19 protein-coding genes are annotated in these 19,184 nt (G+C 70.7%); 7 read left to right on the top strand and 12 right to left on the bottom strand.

Going from position 1 to position 19,184, the window contains the following annotated elements:
- The first annotated feature begins 144 nt into the window (after nucleotides 1–144).
- The 5 genes from J2Z30_RS12355 to J2Z30_RS12335 all read left to right on the top strand — a co-directional run bounded on the left by J2Z30_RS12355 (nucleotide 145) and on the right by J2Z30_RS12335 (nucleotide 6,220).
- Entirely contained in the window at nucleotides 145–1,983 is a 1,839-nt protein-coding gene (locus J2Z30_RS12355; protein WP_044574963.1) for a hypothetical protein, read from the top strand.
- A 115-nt stretch (nucleotides 1,984–2,098) separates the two neighbouring features.
- Complete coding sequence (locus tag J2Z30_RS12350; protein ID WP_044574965.1) at nucleotides 2,099–3,259, top strand: Gfo/Idh/MocA family protein; 1,161 nt, start codon at nucleotides 2,099–2,101, stop codon at nucleotides 3,257–3,259.
- A gap of 110 nt (nucleotides 3,260–3,369) precedes the next feature.
- Nucleotides 3,370–4,539 carry a dihydrodipicolinate synthase family protein gene (locus tag J2Z30_RS12345; RefSeq protein WP_044574968.1) on the top strand — a complete coding sequence of 390 codons (1,170 nt, stop codon included), beginning with the start codon at nucleotides 3,370–3,372 and terminating at the stop codon, nucleotides 4,537–4,539.
- Nucleotides 4,536–5,369 (top strand): sugar phosphate isomerase/epimerase family protein, encoded by an 834-nt coding sequence (locus tag J2Z30_RS12340; RefSeq protein ID WP_044574970.1) that lies wholly within the window; start codon nucleotides 4,536–4,538, stop codon nucleotides 5,367–5,369. The genes J2Z30_RS12345 and J2Z30_RS12340 overlap by 4 nt, the downstream gene beginning before the upstream one ends.
- A 167-nt stretch (nucleotides 5,370–5,536) precedes the next feature.
- Nucleotides 5,537–6,220 (top strand): pentapeptide repeat-containing protein, encoded by a 684-nt coding sequence (locus J2Z30_RS12335; protein ID WP_044574973.1) that lies wholly within the window; start codon nucleotides 5,537–5,539, stop codon nucleotides 6,218–6,220.
- A 218-nt stretch (nucleotides 6,221–6,438) separates the two neighbouring features.
- Here the strand turns inward: J2Z30_RS12335 and J2Z30_RS12330 are convergent, their stop codons facing one another.
- The 4 genes from J2Z30_RS12330 to J2Z30_RS12310 are packed head-to-tail and all read right to left on the bottom strand — an operon-like array spanning nucleotide 6,439 to nucleotide 9,656.
- On the bottom strand, nucleotides 6,439–7,593 hold the full coding sequence (locus tag J2Z30_RS12330) for a methyltransferase domain-containing protein (protein ID WP_052701574.1): 1,155 nt from the start codon (nucleotides 7,591–7,593) through the stop codon (nucleotides 6,439–6,441).
- Complete coding sequence (gene tgmB / locus J2Z30_RS12325; RefSeq protein ID WP_044574975.1) at nucleotides 7,581–8,534, bottom strand: ATP-grasp ribosomal peptide maturase; 954 nt, start codon at nucleotides 8,532–8,534, stop codon at nucleotides 7,581–7,583. The genes J2Z30_RS12330 and tgmB overlap by 13 nt, the downstream gene beginning before the upstream one ends.
- Entirely contained in the window at nucleotides 8,531–8,812 is a 282-nt protein-coding gene (gene tgmA / locus J2Z30_RS50885) for a putative ATP-grasp-modified RiPP (RefSeq protein WP_044574977.1), read from the bottom strand. The genes tgmB and tgmA overlap by 4 nt, the downstream gene beginning before the upstream one ends.
- A 52-nt stretch (nucleotides 8,813–8,864) precedes the next feature.
- Nucleotides 8,865–9,656: a hypothetical protein gene (locus J2Z30_RS12310; RefSeq protein ID WP_063790972.1), complete on the bottom strand. Its 792-nt coding sequence runs from the start codon at nucleotides 9,654–9,656 to the stop codon at nucleotides 8,865–8,867.
- Nucleotides 9,657–9,807: 151 nt separating this feature from the next.
- On the opposite strand from J2Z30_RS12310, the gene J2Z30_RS12305 reads away from it, so the two are divergent.
- Together J2Z30_RS12305 and J2Z30_RS12300 are read left to right on the top strand one after the other, a co-directional pair.
- Nucleotides 9,808–11,064, top strand: a complete 1,257-nt coding sequence (locus J2Z30_RS12305; RefSeq protein WP_078956872.1) for a helix-turn-helix domain-containing protein — start codon at nucleotides 9,808–9,810, stop codon at nucleotides 11,062–11,064.
- Between the two features lie 17 nt (nucleotides 11,065–11,081).
- Nucleotides 11,082–11,555, top strand: coding sequence for a hypothetical protein (locus J2Z30_RS12300; RefSeq protein ID WP_044574980.1), 474 nt, complete (start codon nucleotides 11,082–11,084; stop codon nucleotides 11,553–11,555).
- A gap of 39 nt (nucleotides 11,556–11,594) precedes the next feature.
- Here the strand turns inward: J2Z30_RS12300 and J2Z30_RS12295 are convergent, their stop codons facing one another.
- From J2Z30_RS12295 to J2Z30_RS12260, 8 genes are all read right to left on the bottom strand, one after another.
- Nucleotides 11,595–11,954, bottom strand: coding sequence for a hypothetical protein (locus J2Z30_RS12295; RefSeq protein ID WP_044574982.1), 360 nt, complete (start codon nucleotides 11,952–11,954; stop codon nucleotides 11,595–11,597).
- Nucleotides 11,951–12,583: a SigE family RNA polymerase sigma factor gene (locus J2Z30_RS12290; RefSeq protein WP_044574985.1), complete on the bottom strand. Its 633-nt coding sequence runs from the start codon at nucleotides 12,581–12,583 to the stop codon at nucleotides 11,951–11,953. Before J2Z30_RS12290 ends, J2Z30_RS12295 begins: the two co-directional genes overlap by 4 nt.
- Nucleotides 12,584–12,653: 70 nt before the next feature.
- Nucleotides 12,654–12,992: a hypothetical protein gene (locus J2Z30_RS12285; RefSeq protein ID WP_044574988.1), complete on the bottom strand. Its 339-nt coding sequence runs from the start codon at nucleotides 12,990–12,992 to the stop codon at nucleotides 12,654–12,656.
- A gap of 303 nt (nucleotides 12,993–13,295) precedes the next feature.
- On the bottom strand, nucleotides 13,296–13,691 hold the full coding sequence (gene rbsD / locus J2Z30_RS12280; protein WP_044574991.1) for a D-ribose pyranase: 396 nt from the start codon (nucleotides 13,689–13,691) through the stop codon (nucleotides 13,296–13,298).
- Nucleotides 13,688–14,614: a ribokinase gene (rbsK, locus tag J2Z30_RS12275; protein WP_044574993.1), complete on the bottom strand. Its 927-nt coding sequence runs from the start codon at nucleotides 14,612–14,614 to the stop codon at nucleotides 13,688–13,690. Before rbsK ends, rbsD begins: the two co-directional genes overlap by 4 nt.
- Nucleotides 14,615–14,653: 39 nt before the next feature.
- Entirely contained in the window at nucleotides 14,654–16,603 is a 1,950-nt protein-coding gene (locus J2Z30_RS12270; RefSeq protein ID WP_044574996.1) for an ABC transporter permease/substrate-binding protein, read from the bottom strand.
- Entirely contained in the window at nucleotides 16,593–18,161 is a 1,569-nt protein-coding gene (locus J2Z30_RS12265; RefSeq protein WP_044574999.1) for a sugar ABC transporter ATP-binding protein, read from the bottom strand. Before J2Z30_RS12265 ends, J2Z30_RS12270 begins: the two co-directional genes overlap by 11 nt.
- Nucleotides 18,158–19,174, bottom strand: coding sequence for a LacI family DNA-binding transcriptional regulator (locus J2Z30_RS12260; RefSeq protein WP_044575002.1), 1,017 nt, complete (start codon nucleotides 19,172–19,174; stop codon nucleotides 18,158–18,160). The genes J2Z30_RS12265 and J2Z30_RS12260 overlap by 4 nt, the downstream gene beginning before the upstream one ends.
- Nucleotides 19,175–19,184 lie beyond the last annotated feature (10 nt).

The following is a 19,184-nucleotide window of genomic DNA, read 5'->3' as shown; positions in this document are numbered from 1 at the left end:
TGATATGGCATCAGTTCACTGCAGCATGCGGTTTTTGGGGATAGGCGCAAGATGCCCCGACTGCGAACCAGCATTCATTGCTCCGCTCCGCAGGAGCCCGATTCCTCCCGCCCTGAAGGGCGAGGTGTCCTCGGAGGAGATCAGATGAGTCCTTTCCCACGCTACGTTCTTCGCCGTCACTTCCTCGCCGGGACCGCCGTCGCGGGCGTGCTGTCGGCCGTCAGCGCTCCGGGTGGCGCTTCGGCCGCGAGCCGGGCCTCGGCTTCGGCCTCGGCCGAGGCCCGGGTCGACAAGCCGTTCCTGGCCCTGCTCACCGAGGCGGCCGACGCCCGGGTGGTCGAGGTGGTGGACGGGCTCGACGCCACCCTCGCCCAGCTGAACAACCTCGGCCAGGCCCGCCCCGCCGCCCGTAGCCTCCGGCTGCTCACCTCCGTCCACGTATGGGGCGACGCCGCCCACCACCACGACGGTGCGCTGATCGCGCCGATGACCCGGCTCGTGGACGCGCTGGCCGCCGCCCAGTTCGACGACGGCCTCTACGACCAGGGCGCGGTCCACTCGCCCCCGGACACCGCCTTCTCGATCGTCGATCTGGGGCTGGTGTACGGCCTGCTGGACGCGGACGGCCACACCGGCACCCGGGCGATCCGCGCCACCCTGAAGAAGATCCTGCTCAAGGCGGGCAAGGGCCTGTCCACCGGCGGGGTGCACACCCCCAACCACCGCTGGAAGGTGTGCGCCGCGCTGGCCCGGATCAACTCCTTCTGGCCCGACGCGCGCTACACCCGCCGTATCGACGCCTGGCTGGCCGAGGGCATCGACGGGTACGACAGCGGCCAGTACAGCGAGCGCAGCGCCACCTACGCGCCCATCGTCACCAACCCCTCGCTGCTGACCCTGGCCCGGCTCACCGAGCGCCCGGCCCTCTACGAGCACGTACGCCGCAACCTGGACGCCACCCTCCACCTCCTGGAGCCCGACGGGGAGGTGGAGACGGTGCACTCGCGCCGCCAGGACCAGAAGACGGTCAAGCATCAGTCCGAGTACTGGCTGCAGTTCCGGGCCCTGGCGCTCCGGGAGCGGGACGGGCGGTTCGCGGACGTGGCCGCCACCATCCAGCGGCGCGGCGCGGATCAGACCTTCGACGAGAACCCGCTCGGAGACTTCCTCGCCGAGGTGCTGGACCATCCGGAACTGGCCGCGCCGCTGCCCGAGGCGACCCCGGCGCCGTCCGCGTACACCTGGCGCGACGAGGACTGCGGGCTGGTCCGGATCGCCAAGGGGAGGACGCGGACCACGATCTTCGGCGGCACCGACTTCCCCGACGTCCACGCGATCTCCTCGGGCCTGTCCACCAACCCGACGTTCTTCAAGTGGCGCAAGGGCGCGGCCATCCTGGACTCGCTCCGGCTGTCCCCGCAGTTCTTCTCGCTCGGCCACTTCCGGGCCGAGGACGTGGAGCGCACGGCGGACGGCTGGCGGCTGTGGGCCGAGGTGCGGGCCGGATTCCACCAGCCGCTGCCGCCCCAGCACCGCCGCCCCGACGGGCGCTATCCGCTGACGGACGACGGCAGGTTCTGGTCCGCGATGGACTTTCCGCACCGCCCCAAGGAGTGGCGCACCCTGCGCACCGAGGTGCGGATCGCGGAGGCGGACGGCGGCTGGAACCTGGACCTCGAGATCGGCGAATCCGAGGTCCCGCTCGCCCTCGAACTGTGCTTCCGCGGTGGCGGAAAGCTGACCGGGGTCGACCCCGTGCCCGGCCAGAAGGACACGTATCAGCTGGTCAAGGGGTACGGGACCTATACGGCCGGCGATGACGTGATCACCTTCGGGCCCGGCAACGGCAGCGGCCCGCGCCAGCCCGCCGTCGTGGACTCCGGCGAGCGCTACAGCTGGATGGGCGGCGATCTGACCCCGGCGGGGCAGCGGGTCCTGATCACCGGGCGTTCGCCGCTGCGCTACCGGCTGAATCTGCGCTGAAGCGCTGACCGCCCCCGCCCCTGTGTTCGGTCCTCTGTACAGGGGTGGGGCGGGGCGGCTAGCGTGGATGTCTAGAAAGCGCTTACTATCACTCGCGGTGAGGAGAAGAACCCACGTGACACGCAAGACAGTGCGGATCGCCATGAACGGTGTGACCGGCCGGATGGGCTACCGCCAGCACCTCGTCCGCTCTCTCCTCGCCCTTCGCGAACAGGGCGGCCTGGACCTCGGTGACGGCACCGTGCTGTGGCCCGAGCCGCTGCTCGTCGGCCGCCGGGAGCACGCGCTCAAGGAGATCGCCGAGCACCACGGCCTCGACCCGGTCGCGGACGTCTCGACCGACCTGGACGCCGTGCTCGCGGACGACGGCGTCGACATCTACTTCGACGCGCAGGTCACCGCCGCCCGCGAGGAGGCCATCAAGAAGGCCATCGCGGCGGGCAAGCACATCTACACCGAGAAGCCGACCGCCACCGGTCTGGAGGGCGCCCTGGAGCTGGCCCGGCTGGCCGAGGCGGCGGGCATCAAGCACGGGGTGGTCCAGGACAAGATCTTCCTGCCGGGGCTGCTGAAGCTGAAGCGCCTCATCGACGGCGGCTTCTTCGGCAGAATCCTTTCCGTGCGCGGGGAGTTCGGCTACTGGGTCTTCGAGGGCGACTGGCAGGCCGCCCAGCGGCCCTCCTGGAACTACCGCGCCGAGGACGGCGGCGGCATCGTCTCCGACATGTTCCCGCACTGGGAGTATGTGCTGCACGAGCTGTTCGGCCCCGTGCGCACCGTCCAGGCGCAGGCCGCCACCCACATCCCGACCCGCTGGGACGAGCGCGGCAAGCCGTACGAGGCCACCGCCGACGACTCGGCCTACGGCGTCTTCCAGCTCGAGGGCGGCGTCATCGCGCAGATCAACTCCTCCTGGGCGGTCCGGGTGAACCGCGACGAGCTGGTGGAGTTCCAGGTCGACGGCACCGAGGGCTCGGCCGTCGCGGGCCTGCGCGACTGCCGTGTCCAGCACCGCTCGCACACCCCCAAGCCGGTCTGGAACCCCGATCTGCCCGCCACCGAGGCGTTCCGCGACCAGTGGCAGCAGGTGCCGGACAACGAGGAGTTCGACAATGGCTTCAAGGCGCAGTGGGAGCTCTTCCTGCGCCATGTCGCGCTCGACGAGCCCTGGCGCTGGGACCTGCTCGCCGGTGCGCGCGGCGTCCAGCTCGGCGAGCTGGGCCTGAGGTCGTCGGCGGAGGGCCGCCGGCTGGACGTACCGGAGCTGAGCCTGTGACCATGCACCGCCTGGACGTACCGGAGCTGAGCCTGTGACCATCCACCGCCTGGACGTACCGGAGCTGAGCCTGTGACCATCCACCGCCTGGACGTACCGGAGCTGAGCCTGTGACCATCCACCTTCCCGCGCCGGGCGGTGCGACCCGCCCCTACGAACCCCGCACCGAGCCGCTGTCGCCGACCCCCGGGGCCCCCTTCACCTCCCGCGTCGTCTTCTCGGCCGCCCATGTCGTGGCCGACCCGTACGCCGATGTGACCCCCGACAGCCCGGCCGCCGTGGACTGGGACGCCACCCTGGCCTTCCGCCGCCACCTGTGGTCCCACGGGCTGGGCGTGGCCGAGGCCATGGACACCGCCCAGCGCGGTATGGGCCTGGACTGGGCGGGCGCCGCCGAGCTGATCCGCCGCTCGGCGGCCGAGGCGAAGGCGGTCGGCGGCCGGATCGCCTGCGGCGTCGGCACCGACCAGCTGTCCGCCACCGAGATCGGCTATCCGTACGGTCTGGACGAGATCCGGGCGGCGTACGAGGAGCAGCTGGCCGTCTGCGAGGAGTTCGGCGCCCAGGCCATCCTGATGGCCTCGCGCGCCCTGTGCGCCGTGGCCAAGGGCCCCGAGGACTTCTCCGAGGTCTACGGCCATCTGCTGCGCCAGTCCGCCGAGCCGGTGATCCTGCACTGGCTCGGCCCGATGTTCGACCCGGCCCTGGAGGGCTACTGGGGCAGCACCGACCTGGACGCCGCCACCCGTACCTTCCTCGACGTCATCGCCGCCCACCCCGACAAGGTCGACGGCATCAAGGTCTCCCTGCTCGACGCACAGCGCGAGATCGACCTGCGGCGCAAGCTGCCGGACGGGGTCCGCTGCTACACGGGCGACGACTTCAACTACCCCGAGCTGATCGCGGGCGACGACCGGGGCTTCAGCCACGCCCTGCTCGGCATCTTCGACCCGCTGGGCCCGCTGGCGGCGGAGGCCGTGCGCAAGCTGGACACCGGCGACACCGCCGCCTTCCGCGCCCTGCTCGACCCGACGGTGGAGCTCTCCCGCCACCTCTTCCGGACCCCGACCCGCTACTACAAGACGGGCGTGGTGCTGCTGGCCTGGCTGGCGGGCCACCAGTCGCACTTCACCATGGTCGGCGGCCTCCAGTCGGCCCGCTCGCTGCCGCATCTGGCGCGGGCGTACGAACTGGCGGACGGGCTCGGCCTGTTCCCGGACCCGGCGCTGGCCGAGACCCGCATGAAACACCTGCTGTCCGTGTACGGAGTCACCCAATGAGCCCCGTTGTGCCCCGCCTGAGCCTCAACCAGGAAACGATCAAGCAGTGGTCGCTGCCCGAACTGGCGGAGGGCTGCGTCAAGGCGGGCGTCACGGGCGTGGGCCTGTGGCGCGAGCCGGTCCAGAAGTACGGCGTGGACGCCGCGGCTCGCCTCGTCCGCGACGCGGGCCTGACCGTCACCAGCCTCTGCCGGGGCGGCTTCTTCACCGTGAGTGAGCCCGAGGCGCGCGCCACGGCCCTGGCCGACAACCGCCGGGCCATCGACGAGGCCGCCACCCTGGGCACCGACACCCTGGTCCTGGTCTCCGGCGGCCTCCCCGCCGGCAGCCGCGACCTCTTCGCCGCCCGCGAGCGCATCGCCGACGCGCTGGCGGAGCTCGCCCCGTACGCCGCCGACCACGGTGTCCGCCTGGCCATCGAGCCCCTGCACCCCATGTACGCGTCCGACCGCTGCGTGGTCTCCACCCTCGCCCAGGCCCTCGACCTGGCCGAGCGCTTCCCGGCGGAACAGGTGGGCGTGGTCGTGGACACGTACCACATCTGGTGGGACGACACCGTCGCCGACCAGATCGCCCGCGCGGGCACGGGCGGCCGCATCGCCGCCTTCCAGCTCGCCGACTGGATCACCCCACTCCCGGAGGGCGTCCTGCTGGGCCGGGGCCAACTCGGCGACGGCTCGGTGGACTTCCGCTGGTTCCGCGAGCGGGTCGACGCGACGGGCTACACCGGCCCGATCGAGGTGGAGATCTTCAACCCGGCCCTGTGGGCCCGGGACGGCACGGAGGTCCTGGCGGAGGTCGCCGACCGCTACCGGACGCTCGTGCTGTAACGACCGCTTCTGGGGTGTGTTGGGCGGGCGTACGTCCAGGCAGCCGAACGCACCCCGGCGCGGGGCCCGGCGGCCATCGTCCGCACAGAGCCGCGGCGGAGGGGGCTCCGCGGCCTAGACTCTGGGTCTTCACCCTCCACACCATCCGGCGAATGGATCGACTTCGCATGACTCAGGCGATTCGGCGAGGCGGCAGGACCACCCGCATCAAGAACCCCACTGCCCCGAAGGTCTTAGCTACCTTGCGGCCGGCCGACATGGCGAGAGACGGCCTGGAAGACGACGCGATGATCCGTGGGGTGAAATACGATGGAACGCCCTTCGTGGCTCTCGCGGCTGAGGCTGTTGAAATGGAGGGCTGCACGTTCGACAGTTCCCGCTTCACCGGAACACGCCTGATCCGCAGCCAGTTCAGCGACTGCCGGTTCAACACCTGCGACTTCGCGGAAGTGGGTGCCCAAGATGTTTCACTGATCCGGTGCGCGGTGAACGGGAGCCGGTTTACGGGCTCGTCGTGGAGGTCTGGAACGTTCCGGGACGTGCGTATGGAGAACTGCGTCATCGCCCCTGGCCTGTTCCGCCACATGAAGCTCTACGCCGTCGCGTTCGCCGACTGCAAGATGGCGGGCGCGGACTTCCAGGGTGCCGAGCTGCACAACGTGAAATTCGAGGGCTGCGACCTGACCGGAGCACAGTGGGCCAACTGCCACATCGGTACTGCGCGGTTCGAGAACTGCACGCTCGTTGATGTTGGCGGAGGCGCGAGCCTCAAGGGCGCTACAGTGCAAGGCCCAGGGCAGATGGAATTGTCCCTGAGCCTTGCACGGGAAGCGGGAATCCTCTTCGAGTAGCTGGGTCAGACGGTGACCGCTGGCACGAAGCCTGCCCAGTCGAGGCTGGAGACGCACCGGGTGATGTGATCGAAGTCCAGCGGCTCGCCCTCGGCCCACTCGGACATCTCGGCGAGCAACTCTCCATCCGGACGGCGCGGCGGCGGGGTAGCCGACGGCCGGGAACACCGGCGCCCCTCCTGCCGGGAGGGCCCCTTCGTGCTCTGGTTACGCCTCACTCACGCGGGCAGCCTCCACGAGAGGCCCTCAGGCGTCTCGTACCAGAGGCGATGCTCTTCGTCCGAGACCGACAGGCCGAAGCGGTCCCATTTCGGCATGTCGTGATCAACGAACCACCCCCACCAGCTCTCGATGGTGTCCCAGATGCCGCGGTCGCCCGTCTCGCGGAACCGCGTCTGTTCGCCGACGAAGATGCCCTCAGCCCACGCCCCGTCGGGCATCACCAGGCGACGCATAGTGTGCCCTTCGTCGTCAGTGCCGTACTGGAGCACCGCACCGGGCAGCGTGGACGCCAGCAGGAAGGTGAAGTGGTAGCTGTCGAAGGCCGTGACCGGTACGTGGGTTTCCCCTTGTGCGCCTACTGGTCCCGATGCAAGCGGCGGGGGAGGGGCCGGCGCAGTCGTACGCGCCGCCATGAAGGATCCGCCGCCCGCCTGGAAGCGCCCCTCCAGGCTCCCGTCCGGCATGCGGTCGAGGACGGCCAGTCCCCCGCTCAGCGGCGGGAAGAGGTTCGCGACGAGTCGTCCACCGGGGGCGACAGCAGACCTCAATGTCTCGGTGATCCGCGGGAGAGCACACGTGATGATCACCTTGTCGAACGACTCCGGCGGCCAAGTCCAGTCCCTCACGTCCACGGTGAGTACGTTCGGTGTGATGCCGATGGCCTCCAGGTTGAGCAGCGCTTCGGACGTCAGGTCCGGGTCGATGTCCGCTGTTACGAGCTGGTCAGCGCTCTCCAGGCGGTGAGCGATGAGGGCGGTTTGGTAGCCGGTGCCGGTGCCCCCATCGAGGACCCAGTCTCCAGGCTGTACGTCAAGGGCTTCCAGCATCCGGGCCGTGAGGCTCGGCTGTGTGCTGGACGACGTGGGGACGCCGGTGAACAGCCCATCCGCTGACTTCGCCGTCTCCGGGTCGAGACGGGTGACGAGTGTGGCGTTGGTGTAGATGGGGTTGAGCCAGTCTCCGCCGTCCGCGGTGTCGAGCGGCTTCCATCGAGTCGGTACGCCCCCCTGATTCTGGAAATAACGTGGGACGAAGATGTGCCGAGGCACCTCCTCGAACGCCTGCTTCCAGTGAGGGGAGACCAGGTCGTCCGAGCCCTCCAGGACGCTTGCCAGATTCTCAGCGAGCGGCTTCCAGTTCACCTGCGACACCAGTTCTCCAGGGTGTGAGCGATCGAAGCAGCTAGGGGGATTTCCGGACTGTTGAGCCATGCCCACTGGCCCGAGGGGTTTGCCTCCAGGAACGTCCACTGACCGTTCGGCTGCACGATGAAGTCCATCGCAGCGTAAATGAGGGCCAGTCGAGCCATGTATCCGCGCACTCCGTTGATGATGTCGGCCGGCGTCTCGATCGGCTCGTACTCGAGCGCGGCGTAGTCGGACCGCCAATCCGTACGAGCGGCCTCGCTGTGCGCCTTGATCTTCACGCTGTGGCAGGTGTCGCCTACGACGATCAAGCGCACTTCGTACTGCTTGGGGACACGCTCCTGGAACAGGTGTGCAGTGAGCTCCACGCCGCCGAGGGCGTCAAGGTCGACCTCGCGCGTATACATGGTCTCCGAGCCCCGGGAGTGGGCAACGTGCGGCGTCCCCAGTGGCTTGGTGATCAGCGGGGCTTTGACGTCCTCCGCGAATGCCCGCGCCTCATCCGCGGAGTTCGTGATCAGCGTTCGGGGAGTGACGAGCCCCATGGAGCGTGCGGTACGAAGCTGCTGGGGTTTGAACTCCGCGGCAGACGCTCTGGATGGGTGGTTCATCCACCGGGCGGCGAGGCTCATGAGCACGCCGCCAAGGCCGATGCGGGCAGCGCCACGCGCCCAGTGGGCGTCCGACTCCGATAGCTCGGGGAACTGGAACAGACTCGGCCGGTTCCAGTAGACCGCCTTGATGTCGGCCAGCGCGACGCTTCTGCGCTTGTTGGAGAGCGTGCCGGTCCACTGTCCGTCAACGTTCCGTGCCCGTAACCCCAGTTCGTGAGGGAAGTCAGCGGTATCCATACGGAACACGGGGATATCGGAAGAGGACAGCCCCTCCACGACGAGATCGGTTCCCGCCTCGCAGGGGCCATCCACGACCAGAATGGTGTTGGTCACTCGATCGCTCCGGGGTCCCCGCCCTCATCGCTCGGCGGCGGGTTTTTGATGTCGCCGTCCTGGTTGGTCTTCTGGGACGTGGCCATGGCCGTCAGCGGAGTACCGTCCTCGAACCTGGCCGTCTGACTGACGGGGTCGTAGACCGGGCGAGGCTGCGGAACCACAGCCGACGCGGCGGGCCGGAAACGCGCTCCGGCTAACGCGTACGGGCGGATGCTGCTTGGCGCGGAGCTCACGGGGGCGCTGGCCTGTAGGGGGAGGGGCACAACCAGTTGCATGTTTTTCCTCTCACTCGATGGATGGGGAACCATCTCTCCAGCACTGTGCAGTTCAGCGCCGGAGAGGGAGTAAATTGGTGGGTCGTGGGCTGAAGGATCGAGCCAGCCACGCAGCCTCCTCGTAGGCGCACAGCAGCCGCTCCCCGGTCTCACATCCGGCGCCGGGTGTGCGGCAGGCCAGGCACCCCGCGGCGTGGTCGATGGCCGCGCGCCACGCCTCGTTGGCGAACGGGTCTTTGGTCTGCTCGACGGCTGTCCGCTCATCGTGCTGGTCTGCGGCCGTGCTGGTGAGGGTCCGCGAGCGGAGGCCGTTCCTCGGGTAGTTGGCGGCGTGCGTGGGGCAGACGTAGACGGTCTTGCGGACAGCGTCACCGCTCTCCACCTCGACCGGGATCGGTTCGTTCGTGGGCAGCTGGCAGCGGTAGCAGAGCTGGCGGCCCTCAGGTACGCGCCCGTATTCGGTGCGGTCGGCCTCGGCCAGCGCACCCCACAGGCGCCCGGCGTCGGTCAGGTAGTGGTCGGCCGAGAGGGGCACGCGCCAGTGGGTGCTGGGGCCCTTCGTCCAGGAGACGGGCGGTACGCCGAGGTAGGTGCTCTCGCCGGTCAGCTCGGTCAGAACGCGGACTTGCCGCAGGTGCCAGCTCGTTGCGGTGCCGACGGCGACGAGCCAGTAGAGGGGGCCGTGCTTGTCCTGGATCACGGCGCCGGTCTCGTCACCGAGCAGTTGCAGGGCGCGTTCTGCGATCGGTGATGCGGCGCGCACGGCATCCCACCGTTTGCCCACCGGTAACGCCTCAATGTCCTCGGTGTTCGGCGGTGTCCACGGCAGGGCTTCGGTACTCATGCGTCTCCTTCCCGATTACGGGTAGTGAGAAGACGAAACCGTACGTCATGCTGTATCGGCCAGCGCTGACCCGCGACGCGCATACGCGTATGCAGCCAGCGCATACCTGTAACGGGCAAACGGCGAGACCCAGGTACCAACGGGAGTAGGCATGAACTGGTCTTCACAGGCGATTCGGGACGCCGCCCGTCAAGGTGACTTCGGGCTGATCGTCAGCCGGGCTCGCCGCGACGCTGGCGTCTCCCAGAGTCAGCTCGGCGACGCCTGCGGGATCAGCCAGTCCGCCGTCTCTCGTCTCGAAGGGCGCGGCACAGCCTCATACGACATGACCATCCTGGCGAGAGCCGCCACGCACCTGCACGTCCCCCCGCGTCTGGTTGGCCTCGCCGACCACACAGCGGCGCATGTCGCCGAGAATGGACAGCACGACGTGCACCGGCGCAACTTCCTCGCAGGGACCGCAGCGGCGATCACCACACCGGCCCTTTCTGCTCGTCACGCCGAGCCCACAGACACCGGCCAGGCCGCGACTCTCCGTGTGGCCACGACAGCCTTCCGCCGACTGGACGGCTCCACCCCCTCCCGGCAGCTCTCCGAGCCAGTCCTGGCACACCTGCGGCTCACCCAGACCATCACCAGCGACGCCGAAACGCCCGAACAGCGAGCCCGCTTGGCCGCAGTGGGCAGTGAAGCAGCGTCCCTCGCGGGTTGGCTGGCATGGGATATGAACGACATCGGATCGGCGCGCACCTGGTACGGCGCAGCCATCAAGGCCGCGCGTACCTCCGGCGACCGACTGCTCCTCGCCTACCAGCTCGGCAGCCTGGCTGGATTCGAGGCAGACACCGGGAACGCTGCCCAGGGGCTTGCCCTCGTCCGCTCAGCTCATCGCCAGTTGGGCGACGCAGCACCGGCCATCGCCACCGCGTGGCTCGGGACGATCGAGGCACTCGCACACGCGGCGGCGGGGAATCGTCCCGCCGCGGAAACCGCGCTCGCCCAGGCTGTCCGCAGCACCGACGCCGTCCAGGACGAACAGCCGCCACCGTGGCCATGGGTGTTCACCTTCACCCACACCAAGGTCGCAGCGACCCGGCTCACCTGCGGCGCACGGCTCGGCCTCCCTGGATGGGTGGCCGCCTCCCAGGACGCAGCCGCAGTGGCCCTCACAACAAGCCACGAGAAGCAGCGTGCGCTGCTCACGCTCGACCTGGCCGCCGCGAAACTGGCGACTGGTCGACTGGATGGTGCGTTCGCTCTGGCCGGGCGGGCACTCGAGACAGGGGCACGGTATCGGTCAGGCCGAATCATCGAGCGTGTCCGCGCGGTCCGGCGGTCCTACACTTCGACGACTCCACCCAGGGTTGTCCGCGAGTTCGACGACCGACTGCACGGCGTCTACCTATGATCACGAAGGAGCGGCCCATGCGCCTCGGCATCACTGGCCACCGCGGTCTTCCCCCAGAGACGGAGCGATTGGTCCGCCGGGCCCTACAAGAGGTACTTGTGCGCTACGGGCCTGATCTGATCGGGGTCTCGTGTATCGCCGACGGCCCGGACGCCTGGTTCGCCGAGCTGGTACTGGACGCTGGCGGTCGCCTTGAGGTGGTGGTCCCTGCGGAGAAGTACCGCGAGGGCCTGCCGGAGGAGCACCACCAGACCTACGACCGTCTCATCCAGCAGGCCGCCGACATCCACCGCACGGGCATGGCGGAGTCGGACTCCCAGGCGCACATGGCCGGCAGCGAGATCCTGGTGGGTCTGGTGGATGAGCTGGTCGCTGTGTGGGACGGGCAGCCAGCTCGCGGGTACGGCGGAACGGCCGATGTCGTGGCCTACGCCGAGCGCACCGGTGTCCGGTCTCGGGTGATCTGGCCGGAGGGCGCTACCCGGGACTGACCGAGAGCGCGGCTGGCGGGGGCGTGCGAGGCGGCCGGGTCAGCGCTGGGTGGCGGTGGAGGTCGAGGGCGGAGTCGCAGGCGGAAAGGTGGGGGAGGGCCGGGTCGGAGGGGCCGTGTTCGTAGACGGGACCGAGGTGGCCGGAGGGGAGGGGCGGGGGTCCCGTGCGGGGGGTGCCGGATGTGGGCGTTCCGGGGAGCCGGACAGCAGCAGGAAGGCGACGGCCGCCGCTGCCGCCACCGTCACCGCGACGGCGGACACGACCCGCCGGATCCGCCGCGCGCCCCAGGCCGGGCCGTTGGGAGGCCGGTACGGGGAGAGATCGTGGGCGTCGATGAGGCGCGCGCGGGCGTCGAGCGCGGCGCGCAGCCGTTCCTCGATGGGAGAGGGAGTGCTCATCGGGCCGCCTCCAGCAGCTTCTCCAGGGTGACGAGCGCACGGCTCGCGGTCGACTTCACGGTGCCTCGGGAGACGCCCAGCGCCTCGGCTATCTGGGCCTCGGTCAGCTCCGACCAGTAGCGCAGTACCAGCACCTCACGCTGGCGCGGGGTGAGCCGCGCCAGCGCGTCGAGTACCTGCCGGTGCTCCTCGGCGAGCAGCAGCGGCTCGTCCACGGGCGCCCCCGGCCCCTGGTACGGCGGGGTGTACGCGCGCGCCGTACGCCGTCGGCGCAGCACCGAGCGGGCGGCGTTGACCACGGCGGTGTGCAGATAGGCGTGGGCGTCCTGGAGGCTGTCCAGCCGTGAGCCGTGCCGGCGGCAGACGGCGGCGAAGGCGTCCTGGACGACGTCCTCGGCGGTGTGCAGGTCGTCCACCAGGAAGACCGCCAGCCGGATCATGTCCAGCCGCCGGGCCCGGTACAGATCGTCCAGGGTCGGGCCGGGCTCCCCGTCGCCCCGGCCGCCCACCGGCCGCAGTACCCGTAGCCGCCGCCCGGCGCGCGGTGTCTCCACCGGCGGTGTCGAGGCGGTCGTCCGGGCACGGCGGAGCAGCCGGGCCCACCAGGGCAGGACAAGAGTGAGCTGCATCGTCCTCGTTCACCTCATCGGTGGGGCGGGGCCGGCTCCGGAACCGGCCCCGCCCCACCCGTGGCTGCGGCTAGCGACCGGCCTTGGTGGGGGCGGGCTTGGTGGGCTCGGGCGCGCTGGTGGGCGGCTCGGTGGGGGCGGGCTTGGTGGGCTCGGGCGCGCTGGTGGGCGGCTCGGTCGGGGCGGGCTTGGTGGGCTCGGGCACGCTGGTGGGCGGCTCCGTGGGCGCGGGCTTGGTCGGCTCCGGCTTCGAGGTTGCCACCGGGACCGGCTTGGCCGGGCCGGACTGGTCGCCGGTGGCCGCCTGGGCGGCGATGCCCCCGCCCACGATCAGAGCGATGCCGGCGGCCGACCCCAGGATCCAGGGGCGCAGACGGCGGTTGGGCTTCTTTGCGCGGACGTGCTGCATACGGAACGACTCCCGAAAGGATTGGGCGAACGCTGATGGGGAGGCGCGTACCGAGGGGCCGAAGGACCCGCTCCGGAACCCGCCTTCAACCCACCAGACGTGCGGCCCCACCCGAGGTTGTCGCGCCCCGGAAAAATCTTTCGCCGATCGCCGTGCAACCGTTCCGCCCCTTGGCGGGTCGTACCTGGCATCGGGCTTCCTGGGGGGATCCGGGGGGGGATCGAGAAGGAAGCCCTGGGAGGGGAAAACGAGGGGCCCGGACCACGGCCGGGCCCCTCGAAATATCACACCCTCGTCACACCCTCAGAACGGCACCCCGCACCGCAGCAGTACGTTCGCGTACGGCCGTGCCTCGCCGGTGCGCACCACCAGCCGCGCCCCCGCCGTCAGCGTCTTCAGCTCCTCGTGCGGGACCAGTTCCAGTGCGGGAGCCGGGAAGAGGCGGTCGAGCAGGGCGGTCGCCCCGGGGTTGTGCTCGCTCACCTCCCGCGCCGCCGTGGCCCGTTCGACCACCAGCTCGTCCAGCAGCCCGGTGAGCACCCGCTCGAAGGACGGCACCCCGGCCGTGAAGGCGAGGTCCACCACGAACGGCCCGTCCGGTATCGGCAGGCCCGCGTCGCACACCATCACCGTGTCGGTGTGGCCCAACAGGGCGATACCCGCGCTCAGATGGCGGTTGAGGATCCCGGACCGCTTCACAGGGCCGCCACCTCCTCGGCGCTCGGGAAGGACGCCTGCGCCCCGGCCCGGGTCACCGCGGCCGCGCCCACGCGCACCGCGAACCGCACCGCCGTCACCAGGTCGTCGTCGGTGCCGAGGCGCCAGGCGAGCGCGCCGGTGAAGGCGTCCCCGGCGCCCGTGGTGTCCACGGCCGTCACCGCGGGGCTGGGCACGAGCACCGTACGGTCGCCGTCGGCGACCAGCGCGCCCTCGCCGCCCAGGGTCACCACGACCGAGCGCGGACCGCGCGAGAGCAGGGCCTCGGCCCACTCCTCGGGGTCGTCGGAGGAGCCCACCTGGTCGTCGCTGAGCAGGAACCGCGCCTCGTGCTCGTTGACCACCAGCGGATCGCAGGCGGCCAGCACATCGTTGGGCAGCGGCGCGGCCGGCGAGGGGTTGAGCACCACCCGCGGCCCGGGGCGCTCGCCGAAGCCCGCGGCCGCCGTACGGACCACCTCGGCGACCGACTCCAGGGGGATCTCCAACTGCACCGAGACCACCCGCGCCGCGGCCAGCAGGCTCGCCGCGGCGCGGACGTCGCCGGGGGTCAGCCGGGCGTTGGCCCCCTGGGAGACCACGATGCTGTTGTCGCCCGAGGGGTCCACCGTGATGAGCGCGACCCCGGTGGGCGCGCCGCCGACGAGCACGCCCACGGTGTCGACCCCGGCCGACCGCTGCGAGTCCAGCAGCACCCGGCCGTAGTCGTCGTCGCCGACCCGGGCCAGCAGGGCCGTCCGGGCCCCCAGCCGGGCGGCGGCGACGGCCTGGTTGGCGCCCTTGCCGCCCGGGTGGACCACCAGGTCGGACCCGAGGACCGTCTCACCGGCCCCGGGGCGGCGGTCGACTCCGATCACCAGATCGGCGTTGGCCGACCCCACGACCAGCAGGTCGTAGTCGTGCATCCGCACGTCCTTTCGTTTGTCACTCGGCAGCGACGACTGTCAATTCGCGGTGACGACCTTCACCGGCACCTTCACCGTGCCGTCGATCTTCTGCCCCTTGGCGGCCTTGACGGCGTTCTCCACCACCATCCGGCCCAACTCCTTCGGCTGCTGGGCGACGGTCGCGGCGAGGGTGCCGTTCTCGACGGCCTTGAGCCCGTCCGGAGTGCCGTCGAAGCCGACGACGGCGACGGACTTGCCCGCCTTGGACCCGAGCGCCTTGACCGCGCCGAGCGCCATCTCGTCGTTCTCGGCGAAGATCCCGTCGATGCCCGGGTGGCCCTGGAGCAGATTGGTGGTCACATCCAGCCCCTTGGCCCGGTCGAAGTCGGCGCTCTGCTTGCCGACGACCTTGATGTCCGGGTACGCCTCGAGGCCCTCCGCGAAGCCCTTACCGCGCTCACGCGAGGCCGAGGTGCCGGGGGTGCCCTGCAGCACCAGGATCGTGCCCTTCTTTCCGAGCCGCTCGGCGAGCGTCTTCGCGGCCAGCTTGCCGCCCGTGATGTTGTCGGAGGCCACCAGGGTCGCGATCTTCGCCTTGTTGACGCCGCGGTCGGCGGCGAGCACCGGGATGCCCGCCTTGTCGGCGGCCCGGACGGACGGGCCCGCGGCATCGGAGTCGACCGGGTTGATGATGATCGACTTCATGTTCTGGCTGGTGAAGTTCTGAACCTGATTGGCCTGCTGGGAGGCGTCGTTCTGGGCGTCGGTGACCGTAAGGCTGATCCCGGCGCGCTTGGCCTCCTCCTGGGCGCCCGCCTTCAGCTGTACGAAGAAGGGGTTGTTGAGGGTGGAGACCGACAGACCGACCTTGGTGTCCGCGCCCCCGGAGGAGCCGGACCGCCAGACGGAGGCGCCGAAGGCGATGGCGGCGACGACCACGGCGGCCAGCGCGAACTTGCCCGCGTTGACGGCCTTCTTACGGCCGCCACCGGACGGTCCGCCCGCCGCGGCCCCGGGCGCGCCCGGTCCGGCCCCGGCGCGTCGGCGCACCGTGTCCAGGAGCACCGCCAGCGCGATGACGACACCGATGACGACCTGCTGCCAGAAGGCGGACACCTCCAGCAGGTTGAGCCCGTTGCGCAGCACCGCGAGGATCAGCGCGCCGATGAGCGTGCCGGACGCCTTACCGACGCCACCGGACAGGCTCGCGCCGCCGATGACCACCGCGGCGATCGCGTCGAGCTCGTAGCCGACCGCCGCCTGGGGCTGCGCGGAGGACAGCCGGGAGGCGAGCACGATGCCCGCGACGGCCGCGAAACCGCCGGAGAGCGCGTAGACGACCAGCTTCTGGCGGGTCACCCGGATCCCGGAGAGCCGGGCCGCCTCCTCGTTGCCGCCGATCGCGTACATCGCCCGGCCCGGGTACGTACGGCCCAGCACACCCGCGGTGATCAGACCCATCACGACCATCACGATCACCGGGACGGGCAGCCAGCCGCCGAGGGTGTCGCCGAGGCCGGACACCGAGTCGGGCACGGCTATCGGGCTGCCCTGGGAGATCACCAGGGCCAGACCGCGGCCGATCGACAGCATCGCGAGCGTGGCGATGAACGGCGGCAGCTTCCCGAAGGAGACCAGCGCCCCGCTGACCAGGCCGCAGGCGACACCGGTGGTGAGCGCCAGGAGCGCCGCGAACCACACCGGCAGCCCCTGCGAGCTGGCGGACCAGGCGAGCACGGTGGCGGACAGCGCGGCCACCGAGCCGACCGACAGGTCGATGCCCGCGGAGACGATGACGAAGGTGACGCCGAAGGCGAGGATCGCGGTGACCGCCGCCTGGACGCCGACGTTGAGGAGATTGTCGGTGGTGAGGAAGTCGCCGGACAGCAGCGCCATGGCGGCCACCAGCAGCACCAGGGCGCTCAGCGCGCCGTTGTCGAGCAGCACGCGGCGCAGCGCCGGCGAGCTCCCGGGGTCCTTCGTGGCGTCAATCGTGTCAGTGGCCACGGGAGCCCTCCTTTTCCTTGCCGCCGACCCCTTCGTCGGCGTCCTTGACGTCCTTCACTGCCAGGGCCATCACGGCGTCCTGGGTCGCTTCCCGCGCGGTCAGCTCGCCCGCGATCCGGCCCTGGGCCATGACCAGGACCCGGTCGCTCATCCCCAGCACCTCGGGCAGATCGCTGGAGATCATCAGCACGGCGTGGCCGGACGCGGTGAGTTCGTTGATGAGCTGGTAGATCTCGACCTTGGCGCCCACGTCGATCCCGCGGGTCGGCTCGTCGAGGATCAGCACCTTGCTGTCGGCGAGCAGCCACTTGCCGATGACGACCTTCTGCTGGTTGCCGCCGGAGAGGGTGCGCACCCGCTGGTCGAGACCGGCCATCCGGACGGTCAGCCGCTCGGCGACACCGGCCGCCGAGCGCCGCTGGGCGGCCCGGTCGACCAGCCCGGCGCGGGTGGCGGCGCGCAGCGTGACCAGGCCCAGGTTCTCCTGCACGGAGCCGTCCAGGACCAGGCCCTGGCCCTTACGGTCCTCGGGGACGAGGCCGATCCCGGCCCGCATGGCGGCCACCACGTCATGGCCGGGCAGCGGGCGGCCGAGCACCTCGACGGAGCCGGAGTCGTACGGGTCGGCGCCGAAGAGCGCCCGGACGACCTCCGTACGGCCCGCGCCGACCAGCCCGGCCAGGCCCACCACCTCCCCGGCCCGCACATCGAAGCCGATGTCCTGGAAGCTGCCGTTCCGGGTGAGCCCCCGGACCTTCAGCAGCGGCTCACCGGCGTCCCCGCGCTCGCGCGGGTACTGCTGCTCGATGGAGCGGCCCACCATCAGCCGCACCAGCTCGTCCTGGTCGGTGCCTGCCGGGACCTGGGTGACGCTGCGGCCGTCGCGCAGCACGGTGACCCGGTCGCCCAGGGCGGCGATCTCCTCCAGGTGGTGGGTGATGAAGACGACGCCCACGCCGTCCGCGCGCAGGGTGCGCACGATCCGGAAGAGCTTGTCGACCTCCTCGGTGGTGAGCACGGCGGTCGGCTCGTCCATGATCAGGACGCGGGCCTCCAGGCTCAGCGCCTTGGCGATCTCCACCATCTGCAGCCGGGCGATGCCGAGGTCGCGGACGCGGGTCCGGGGCGAGACGTCCACCCCGACGCGGGCCAGCAACTCGGCGGCCCGCGCGTCCATGGCCTTGCGGTCGATCATGCCGAAGCGGCGCGGCTGGCGGCCCAGGAAGATGTTCTCGGCCACGGTGAGGTCCGGGACGAGATTGAACTCCTGGTAGATGGTGGCGATGCCGAGCCGCTCGGCGTCCTGCGCGCTGTTGATCCGCACCGGCTCGCCGTCGACCAGGATCCGCCCGCCGTCGGGGCGGTGGGCGCCGGAGACCATCTTGATCAGCGTGGACTTGCCCGCGCCGTTCTCGCCCAGGAGGACATGCACTTCGCCCCGGCGCAGCTCGAAGTCCACCCCGTCCAGCGCGATCACCCCGGGGAAGGTCTTACGGACCCCCTCCATGCGCAGCAGCTCCGGCCCGCCGGGGGAGGACCGCTCGGACTCGGCACTCATGGCTTGCTCCTTTCGGGCTCGCCGCACGAGCGGCGGGTGACCAGACGGGCGGACAGGGTCACCGACTCGGCGGGCCGCCCCTCGACGAGATCGATCAGCGCCGTCACGGCGGCACGGCCGAGCGCTCCGGTCGGCTGGGCGATGGCGGTGATCGGCGGATCGGTGTGGACGAACCAGGGGATGTCGTCGAACGCGGCGAGTGCCACGTCGGCCGGCACCCGCAGGCCCCGCGCGCGGATCTCGTCCATCGCGCCGAGCGCCATCAGGTTGTCCGCGGCGAAGATCGCGTCCGGGGGGTGCGGAAGGTCGAGGAAGCGGGCGGTCACCCGGCGGCCGCTGTCCGCCTGGAAGTCGCCCTGGCCGATGTGGTCCTCGTACAGCTCCAGGCCGAATTCGCGCAGTGCGGAGCGGAAGGCGTCCACCCGTTCGCGGCCCGTGGTGGTGGCGGCGGGGCCCGCGATGATCGCGACCCGGCGGTGGCCAAGGGCGCACAGATGGGCCACCAGAGCGCGGATGGCTCCCCGCCCGTCGGTGCGGATCACCGGCACCCGGTCCAGGCCCTCGCCCTCGATCCAGCGGTCGACGAAGACCATGGGGGTGCCGGCGCGGGCGGCGGCCAGCATCATCGGGGAGCCGCCGTCGGTGGGGCTGACCAGCAGTCCGTCTATGCGGCGGTCCATGAGGGTACGCACATGGTGGTCCTGGAGGTCGGGCCGCTCGTCGGCGTTGCCGATGACCACGCTGTAGTCCAGCTCGCGGGCGGCGTCCTCGACCGAACGGGCCAGCTCGGTGAAGAAGGGATTCAGCACATCGCTGATGACCAGGCCCAGGGTCCGGGTCTGGTCGGTGCGCAGCGAGCGGGCCACCGCGTTGGGGCGATAGCCGAGGTCGGCGACCGCGGCGAGCACCCGTTCGCGGGTGTCCGCGCGGACGGAGGGGTGGTCATTGAGCACCCGTGAGACCGTCGCCACGGAGACCCCGGCACGCCGCGCCACATCTTTGATGGCCGGCATCGTCCACCTC

This window comes from Streptomyces iranensis, from assembly GCF_017874715.1.
Classification (GTDB): Bacteria; Actinomycetota; Actinomycetes; order Streptomycetales; family Streptomycetaceae; genus Streptomyces; species Streptomyces iranensis.
This window is presented reverse-complemented; position numbering and strand designations above follow the sequence as displayed.

Bases quoted from the DNA above. Each gene is read 5' to 3' on its own strand.
- J2Z30_RS12355 (WP_044574963.1), top strand. From the start codon at position 145: ATGAGTCCTTTCCCACGCTACGTTCTTCGCCGTCACTTCCTCGCCGGG.
- J2Z30_RS12340 (WP_044574970.1), top strand. From the start codon at position 4,536: ATGAGCCCCGTTGTGCCCCGCCTGAGCCTCAACCAGGAAACGATCAAG.
- J2Z30_RS12335 (WP_044574973.1), top strand. From the start codon at position 5,537: ATGACTCAGGCGATTCGGCGAGGCGGCAGGACCACCCGCATCAAGAAC.
- tgmA (WP_044574977.1), bottom strand. From the start codon at position 8,812: ATGCAACTGGTTGTGCCCCTCCCCCTACAGGCCAGCGCCCCCGTGAGC.
- J2Z30_RS12310 (WP_063790972.1), bottom strand. From the start codon at position 9,656: ATGAGTACCGAAGCCCTGCCGTGGACACCGCCGAACACCGAGGACATT.
- J2Z30_RS12305 (WP_078956872.1), top strand. From the start codon at position 9,808: ATGAACTGGTCTTCACAGGCGATTCGGGACGCCGCCCGTCAAGGTGAC.
- J2Z30_RS12300 (WP_044574980.1), top strand. From the start codon at position 11,082: ATGCGCCTCGGCATCACTGGCCACCGCGGTCTTCCCCCAGAGACGGAG.
- J2Z30_RS12295 (WP_044574982.1), bottom strand. From the start codon at position 11,954: ATGAGCACTCCCTCTCCCATCGAGGAACGGCTGCGCGCCGCGCTCGAC.
- J2Z30_RS12290 (WP_044574985.1), bottom strand. From the start codon at position 12,583: ATGCAGCTCACTCTTGTCCTGCCCTGGTGGGCCCGGCTGCTCCGCCGT.
- J2Z30_RS12285 (WP_044574988.1), bottom strand. From the start codon at position 12,992: ATGCAGCACGTCCGCGCAAAGAAGCCCAACCGCCGTCTGCGCCCCTGG.
- rbsK (WP_044574993.1), bottom strand. From the start codon at position 14,614: ATGCACGACTACGACCTGCTGGTCGTGGGGTCGGCCAACGCCGATCTG.
- J2Z30_RS12265 (WP_044574999.1), bottom strand. From the start codon at position 18,161: ATGAGTGCCGAGTCCGAGCGGTCCTCCCCCGGCGGGCCGGAGCTGCTG.
- J2Z30_RS12260 (WP_044575002.1), bottom strand. From the start codon at position 19,174: ATGCCGGCCATCAAAGATGTGGCGCGGCGTGCCGGGGTCTCCGTGGCG.